Annotated in this window: 7 protein-coding genes; 2 read left to right on the top strand and 5 right to left on the bottom strand. The window is 44.7% G+C overall.

Annotation, left to right across the window (positions count from 1 at the left end; all coding sequences use genetic code 11):
- Positions 1-594, top strand: a 594-nt coding sequence (locus Q0620_RS00840; protein ID WP_298782811.1) for a tetratricopeptide repeat protein, incomplete at its 5' end; no start/stop codon positions are given.
- Positions 595-931: 337 nt separating this feature from the next.
- On the opposite strand, the gene Q0620_RS00835 is transcribed toward Q0620_RS00840, so the two are convergent.
- Genes Q0620_RS00835 through Q0620_RS00820 form a run of 4 tightly spaced genes read right to left on the bottom strand, consistent with a single transcriptional unit; the run spans position 932 to position 5,120 of the window.
- A complete protein-coding gene (locus Q0620_RS00835) occupies positions 932-1,954 on the bottom strand; it encodes an OmpA family protein (protein WP_298782810.1) in 1,023 nt (340 codons plus the stop codon).
- Entirely contained in the window at positions 1,941-3,230 is a 1,290-nt protein-coding gene (locus Q0620_RS00830; protein ID WP_298782809.1) for a MotA/TolQ/ExbB proton channel family protein, read from the bottom strand. The genes Q0620_RS00835 and Q0620_RS00830 overlap by 14 nt, the downstream gene beginning before the upstream one ends.
- Before the next feature lies 1 nt (position 3,231).
- On the bottom strand, positions 3,232-4,296 hold the full coding sequence (gene fbaA / locus Q0620_RS00825; RefSeq protein ID WP_298782808.1) for a class II fructose-bisphosphate aldolase: 1,065 nt from the start codon (positions 4,294-4,296) through the stop codon (positions 3,232-3,234).
- Between the two features lie 14 nt (positions 4,297-4,310).
- Positions 4,311-5,120: a peptidyl-prolyl cis-trans isomerase gene (locus Q0620_RS00820; protein WP_291936539.1), complete on the bottom strand. Its 810-nt coding sequence runs from the start codon at positions 5,118-5,120 to the stop codon at positions 4,311-4,313.
- Positions 5,121-5,225: 105 nt separating this feature from the next.
- Between Q0620_RS00820 and nth the strand changes: the two genes are divergently transcribed.
- On the top strand, positions 5,226-5,861 hold the full coding sequence (gene nth, locus Q0620_RS00815) for an endonuclease III (RefSeq protein ID WP_298782807.1): 636 nt from the start codon (positions 5,226-5,228) through the stop codon (positions 5,859-5,861).
- Positions 5,862-5,929: 68 nt separating this feature from the next.
- On the opposite strand, the gene Q0620_RS00810 is transcribed toward nth, so the two are convergent.
- On the bottom strand, positions 5,930-7,261 hold the full coding sequence (locus tag Q0620_RS00810; protein ID WP_298782806.1) for a hypothetical protein: 1,332 nt from the start codon (positions 7,259-7,261) through the stop codon (positions 5,930-5,932).
- Positions 7,262-7,584 lie beyond the last annotated feature (323 nt).

The following is a 7,584-nucleotide window of genomic DNA, read 5'->3' as shown; positions in this document are numbered from 1 at the left end:
GGAGATGGACTAGGATGTGTCAACTTAGGAGCTTTATATGAACAAGGAAAAGGTGTAAAACAAGATTACCAAATAGCAAATAAATTATTTTCCAAGGCTTGTGATTTAGAAATTGCCGAAGGATGCTACAATCTAGGATTTTTATATCATTCAGGCTACGGTGTAAACCAAGACTATAAAAAAGCAAGTGAATTATATTCCAAAGCTTGTGATTTAGAATATGGTATAGGATGTCATAATCTTGGATTTTTATATTATTCAGGCGCAGGCACAAAGCAAGATTACGAAAAAGCGAGTGAATTGTTTTCTAAGGCTTGTGATTTAGAAGCCGGTGAAGGGTGTGATGGCCTCGGACATCTATATGAATCTGGTAAAGGTGTAAAACAAGATTACCGAATAGCAAATAAATTATTTTCCAAGGCTTGTGATTTAGAAATTGCCGAAGGGTGCAATAATCTTGGGTATTTATATGAATCCGGCAAAGGGGTAAAAAAAGATAAGAGTATGGCGAAAAAATACTATGGTAAAGCCTGCGATCTAGGGATTAAACGCAGTTGCTACACCTATAAAAAACTAAACGAGCAAGGTTTTTGATCCATTTAAATTTTAAGCCGCCCGTTAAGCCCGTTTAAATTTGTGGCTTAAATTTAAAGGTTTAAATTTAAACCATATTATCCGCGCGGCGGTACTAAAAGCGCGCAAAATGCGCGGACTTAAAATTTAAACCCATTCCCGCCGCGGCAGATGCTGCGTAAGCGGTGTATAAAATTTAGTGAGCCGCCAAATTACGACGACATTCGCGCCAAAATAAAAGGATACGTTCCGCCACCGTTAAAATTTCAGATGAGACGTTAATTCTTTAGGAATTTTAAAATTTTAAGCCCTCTTTTTTGCGGGCTAAAATTTCGAGCGAGCCGTTAAGGGTGAGCCACTAATTCGTAGCGTTCGCGTCGAACTGCAAAAATTTCCTGATCTCCTCCATCGCCTCTTTGTTTGAGAGTGTAAATTTGATCTCGATGCGGCGGCTAGCGTCCTTGTCCTCGACGCCTCTGCGCATCACGGGCTGCGTATAGCTGCGACCGCTGGCGATGAGATATTTTTGTAGCCGCTCATCTTTATTCCACGAGTTGATAAAATCCATCACCGCAAACGCCCTATTTTGCGAGAGTTCGAGATTGTACAAATACCCGCCGTCGCTGTCCGTGTGCCCCTCGATGATGATCTGATCTAAATTTTCGCGAATTTCGTCGTTATTCAAAAGCGCGGCGAAATAGCTCTGCAGCGTCGAGCGAAGCGTCTCTTTGGCGCTCTCTTTCAGCTCGCTTGAGCCTTTGTCAAAAAGGATCGACGAGCTTAGCGTCATCGCGCCGCTTTCGTTATCGATGCGGATCTTGCCGCCCAGCTTTTCCTTCAGATCGGCGATGATCTTGACCTTCATTCCGGTGAGGTTGCGGATGCGGTTTTTCGTGACGTTGAGGTCTTGTAAAATTTTATTAAAATCGCTCTCTTTCTGCGTGAGCTGATCGAGCAAAAAGGCGATTTTAAGCTCGTTTTGACTGATCGTAGCGTTGGCGTCGTCGCGCGCTTTTTGAAGAAGCGAGTTGATGTCTAAATTCTCTTTTTTCAGCTTCTCCGCCATCTCGGTTAGATCTTCGATCTGTATGAAATAGATGGAATTTTGCTTGCGAAGGTCGGTGTTTTCTATGTTCAGCTTCTCAAGCTGGTCGCTAAAAATTTTATTCAGCGCTTCAAGCTCGGCGCTTTTTTTCTCCTGGCTTTGCAGGCTTGCTATAGCGCTTGAAATTTGGCTTTCTTTCTCCTGTAGGTTGCTTTGCGTGAGGAAGTATTTGACGATGATGCCGCCTACTAAAAGCACGAAAACAAAAAGCAGTCCCGCCATCAAATCGGCGTACGCGATCCAAAAGGTCTCTTTTTCTTCGTTATTCGTTTTCATCTAAAAGTGCTTTTTCATCGATGCTCGCAAGCGTTTTTCGAAGCTCTTCGATGATGCTTTCGTTGCTCGTCCGCGCAGCGCCCTCTCCAGCTAAAAGTGCCTTCAAATCCGCGCTTAGCCCCTTAAAGCTAGCGTCAATTTTAGCGGCGTAAGCATTCTGTGAACTTGAAATTTCGCCCGCAAACCCGCCCAAGGAAGCATTTAGGCTCTTGATTTGAGCGCTTAATGCACTCGTAACGTTAGTCAGCTCGCCTTGCCCATCCGTTAAAGTCTTAGACTGGCTTAGATACTGCGCGGAAATTCCGTTTTGAATTTCGATTAGGCTTGCAGACACGGACTTAAGCGCAGATAAAATTTGAGCGAAGCTCTTATCTAACTCACCGTGAGCGAGATTTGTCCTTTGGATCATCTCTCCTGCTTTTTCAAGCTCTTCTTGTGTAATCGCCATACTTCGCTTCTCGGCTTCCATCACGCTTTCAAAAGCGCCGATTTTTTCATCAATTAGGCGGTTTAGCCTTTCGGTAAAATTCGTGGAGCTCATCATCGCAAATGAGCGCGAAATTTCAGAATTAGCGTTTAAAATTTCGCTCAGATAGCCCTGTGTTATTTCGTCTTTGTTCCAGAAGAAATTTTTAGTGGAATTTTTGTATTTGATGAGCAGGCGCTCATATTTGCTGATGCCCTTTTTCTCAAAATATATCCACCAAAGCGCTAAAAAAATTCCATAGATCGAGACGTAAAACGCCGTGCCTACGCCGCCTAGAAGCTGCGCGATCTCGGTTTCGAGCCCATCAATATTGCTTGAGGAAAAGTGCGGCATCGAAATCGCAATCGAGATAAAAGTTCCTAAAATTCCAAGCATCGGAAAGACCGCCGACGCGACGGAAGCGTAGTTTTGATTACGTAGCGAGTAGCCGTATTCGTCCACAAAAAGATCAAAGCTAGCATCTGATTTTTTCTTACCACCAATGCTTAGAAGATTGGCGACGATGTAATTTTTCAGCTCACGCTTGAAATCATCGATATTATTTTGAAAATTTAAGCAGCCATATTCTGCATTATGACGAGCTAAAATTAGTGCAATAATGAGCAAAACCGCAAGCATCAGGATCGAGTGCGTCTCTACCTTCAGCCCGATAAGCCCCAAATAGCCCAGCAAAAACACCACAAAAACCGCGATCGGCAGAGCTGCGATCTTAAAAAAAACGCCCGCTAGCGAGCGCTCCTTCGCCTCAGGTAGCGTGATATCGAGCACTTCGTTATTCGGGCGATCCATATTAGTTCCTATTTAGGCAATTTAGATTGTCAAATGCGACCTGCAAGCGCGCCACCATACTCTGCTCGCCTGCTCTCAGCCATTTGCGAGGATCGTAGAATTTTTTATTCGGTTTATCCTCGCCTTCCGGATTGCCGATTTGAGCTTGCAAATAGCCGTGATTTTTGGCCTCATAAGCGCGCACGCCGTCCCAAAACGCCCACTGCGTGTCGGTGTCGATATTCATCTTAACTACGCCGTAGCTTACGGCTGCCTTGATGTCGGAGGTCTCGCTGCCGCTACCGCCGTGAAAGACGAAATTTACGGGTTTTTCGGATTGCAGATTAAATTTTTCTCGGACGAATTTTTGCGAATTTTTTAAAATTTCAGGTCGTAGCACGACGTTACCCGGCTTATACACGCCGTGGACGTTGCCGAAGCTCGCCGCGATGCTGAATCTATCGCTGATTTTGCCAAGTCGTTCGTAGGCAAGCGCGACATCTGCAGGCTGGGTGTAAAGCCGCGCGTTATCGACGCTCGTATTATCGACGCCATCCTCTTCGCCGCCCGTGACGCCAAGCTCGATCTCAAGCGAAATTCCAAGATCGCTTAAAATTTCCAAATACTTCTCGCAGGTCGCTAAATTTAACTCCAAATCATCCTCGCTAAAATCGAGCATGTGCGAGCTAAACAGCGGCACGCCGTGAGCTTTTTTATGAGTAGTATTAGCTTTGATAAGCTCATCGATCCACGGGAGCAGCTTCCTTGCGGCATGATCGGTATGTAAAATCACCGCAACGCCGTAATGAGCCGCCAAAGCATGCACTTGATGCGCGCCTGCGATAGCGCCCAAAACCGCGGCATTTGGGCAAGCGGCACCTGCGTAAAACGCTGCGCCGCCGTTGCTAAACTGAATTATTACGGGCGAATTTGCGATTTTAGCGCTTTCCAAGACGGCGTTTATGGAATTCGATCCCACTACGTTTACCGCAGGGATCGCAAAGCCCTGCTGCTTCGCATACGCATAGACTTTACTTACGTCATCGCCACTTAAAACGCCCGGTTTTACTATATCTAAAACGCCCATTTTTAGCTCCTATGTTATTTATACTCGATTTTAGCGTTTTTGTGAAGATCTGCCGCTTTTTGCTCGACTACTTTCGCCGCTTTTTGCTGTCTAAGTACGCGCTCTATAAAAGGCTTTGCCTCGCTTTGACTTAACTGCTTTTTAGCTTGAGACTCCTCTTTTAACACGACGTGATATCCAACCCTGCTTCTAATAGCTTTAGTAGTGATTTGACCATCTTTTATCTTAGAGATCGCATCGGCAAAAGGCTTAACCTGATCGCTAGGCATCCAGCCTAGCTCGCCGCCGGTTTGTTTAGCCTGCGGATCGATAGATTTGGCTTTGGCAAGCTCTGCAAATTTAGTAAATAGTGCACTGTCGCTAAGCCCTTTTAACTGCTTAATAATATCGTTTGCCTCAGCTTCGGTTTTAACGACGATCTGAGCCGCTTTGATTCTCGCAGGCTCGGTAAAGCGCGCTTTGTTTTTGTTATAAAAATCGGCTATTTCTTTATCGTCGATATTTATTTTGCTGGCTTCTTTAGCCTGCCATACACGAAGCGCTAAGTTATCTTTTACGATTTCAAGCTCTTTTTTATAAACGTCTTCGTCCATAACGCCCGATTTTTTAGCTTCATCCGTTAGCAGCATCAGATCGATACCTTTATCGATAAGCTCCTTTTTTTGATCGGCATTAAGAGCAGCGATATCTACATTGCCTATGCCTTGAAGTAGTGGAGCGAGCTCTTTTTCAGTTACGTCTTTGCCATTTACGGTAGCGTAAACGGTAGCGTTAAGGCTGATAGCGGCAGCCAAACTAAGTGCTGTAAATAAAACTTTTTTCATCACAATTCCTTAAAAAAATTTTAACGGCGATTATAACTCAAAGTTGTTAACAATCAAACTGTACTTTAGAATTTTAGGGTAGAATTCCGCCTTGAGGAAATGTAAATGAGAAGTAAAAAAGATATTTTAGAGATAAAAAAGAGAATTTTACAAAACTTCGCGGAAGAGCGCAGCGAGTTGAAATTTAAAGACAACTATCAGCTTTTGGTCTGCGTGATGCTTAGCGCGCAGTGTACCGACAAGCGGGTAAATTTGATCACGCCGCGCTTTTTTGCGGAATTCCCTAGCGTTGCAGAGCTTGCAAAGGCCAATCTGGCAAGCGTTAAGCTGCTAATCAGCTCGTGCAATTTCTACAACAACAAAGCGGTAAATTTAATCAAAATGGCGCAGGCGGTAGTTAGCGACTTTGACGGCGTCGTGCCGCTTGATGAAGCGGGGCTCAAATCTCTTGCGGGCGTGGGGCAAAAGACCGCTCACGTCGTGCTTTTGGAGGGCGCGGGCGCAAACGTGATGGCGGTGGATACGCACGTCTTTCGCGTCGCGCATCGCCTAGGGCTGAGCCGTGCAAAGACGCCCGAGCTTACGGAGCGCGATCTTAGCGAGGCTTTTAAAACAGATCTTGGTAAGCTGCACCAAGGCATGGTGCTTTTCGGTCGCTACACCTGTAAGGCGATAAAGCCGAACTGCAAGGAGTGCTTTTTAAACGAGCTGTGCCACAGCAAGGATAAGAATTTTCCGTAAAATTTAAGTCTATGTTCGCGAGTTAAATTTTACGGATTTAAATTTTATGAAATTTTACTTTTCGGGACCTACTGTTTTGCCAGCCAAGCCTGGTAGCCTTCGCTTTTAATAACGTCCGCGATGCTTTCTGCCATCTCCTGCGGCAAAAATTCGGACTTTTTATCGATGACGGACACTAACGCGTAAGTGCTATCGTAATCTTGCAGCTCTAAGCCAACGCGCACCAGCGTTTCGTATAAAAACGGCTCGTCTTTTTCGATGCTTACCGCATCATCGTTTAAAAATTCATAGATGAACGCAAGCTGTTTTTTATCGCCGATTTTTAAAAAATAATCGGCTAAATTCGTCGCACTCTTAATGATGATTTTGCGTAGCTCGTCTATCTGCTGCGCAGAGTAACGCTGGGTAATCAGCCGCCAATTTTCCGCCATTCTCGCCGCAATGATAGACAGCTTGAAAGCTCTGCCGCCATAAGCGTATTTTTCGCTTTCATCGCCGATTTTTTCTATGGCCTCAAATTCGCTCACCATATACTCGTATAGCTCCTCATCGCTGCCGCTGAAATTTTCTAAATATATCGTCTCGGCGATAGTTTCGGAATTTTTAGGCAGATCGTCCGCGCATTCTGGCTCTTGCTCTTCATTCTCTTCATCCATGGCGGCTTTTCTAGCTTCAAAAGTTTTAAAATCCACCAGCGGATTAACGCCCTTTTTTACAAATTCAAAAAAGGCGGAAATATCGATCTGATGTTCATCTTCGCAAATTCCGTCCTTAAACATCAGCTCGCTATTTTCGAAAAATTCCCAACCCTCAAGCGCGCCCGGGTAGCTTTGACCGATCCGTCCATCTAGGACATAGACGCATTCTCTAGCGCTATGATCAGGCATTGTGTGGTCATTTGAGACGATATACGGCGCTTGCGTTTTTCCAAAAACCTGCAACATTCCGTCGTTGTATTCGCCGCTTATGCCCCAAAGCGTCGTTAGATTGCCGCCGATTGCGATAACGCCGTCCTGCGAATGCAGATAATTACACGCCGTATCTTTGGCGACTTGCAAAAACAGATAATCATCATCGACGATATCGCCGCCGATAGATAAATTTCCATTAACAAACATCGCTCGCGCGTTATTTCTGCCACCCGCTTCGTTAAATTTATCCTTAAGCCAAGCGGAATTTATCGTGCCTCCCGACAGGCTAAGATCGCCATCAAACACCAGCACGCAGGAACTACTATCCAAATGTAAATTTGAGCCGTATTTTTTCTCAAATTTATCATAAGACAGTATAAAAACGGGCGGAATTTTGGTTGCGAAAGAGCTACGGTTTTCGTATTGCTTTGCTTGCAATTTAACGATCTGCTCGCAATTTTGCAGAAAATTTTTGACCTGGCTTTCCATTTTTATCTCCTTTTAAATTGCTATTTCGGCAAGCGGTTCCGTCATATAGCCTGCGGAGCGAAAATTTGCGTTCTGCTTGCAGTTGCGAGTGCAACAAAGCAAAAATCTCTTTCAAAACCAACGTAGCGACGCCGCAAGCGTAATTTCTATAAAGACGCTCAAAAGAGAAACCGCCGTTAAATTTTAAAGGCAAAGTATTTTTTCTTTAGACTAGACGGAAACGACGGAGGCGAGGGAGCGTATACGCAATACGTGACCGAAGCCGACCGAGTTTCCAACGACGTATAAAGGAAAAAGACAAGCCGCTAAATTTATTGCAATCT

The organism is uncultured Campylobacter sp. (assembly GCF_938017615.1).
GTDB lineage: Bacteria > Campylobacterota > Campylobacteria > Campylobacterales > Campylobacteraceae > Campylobacter_B.
This window is presented reverse-complemented; position numbering and strand designations above follow the sequence as displayed.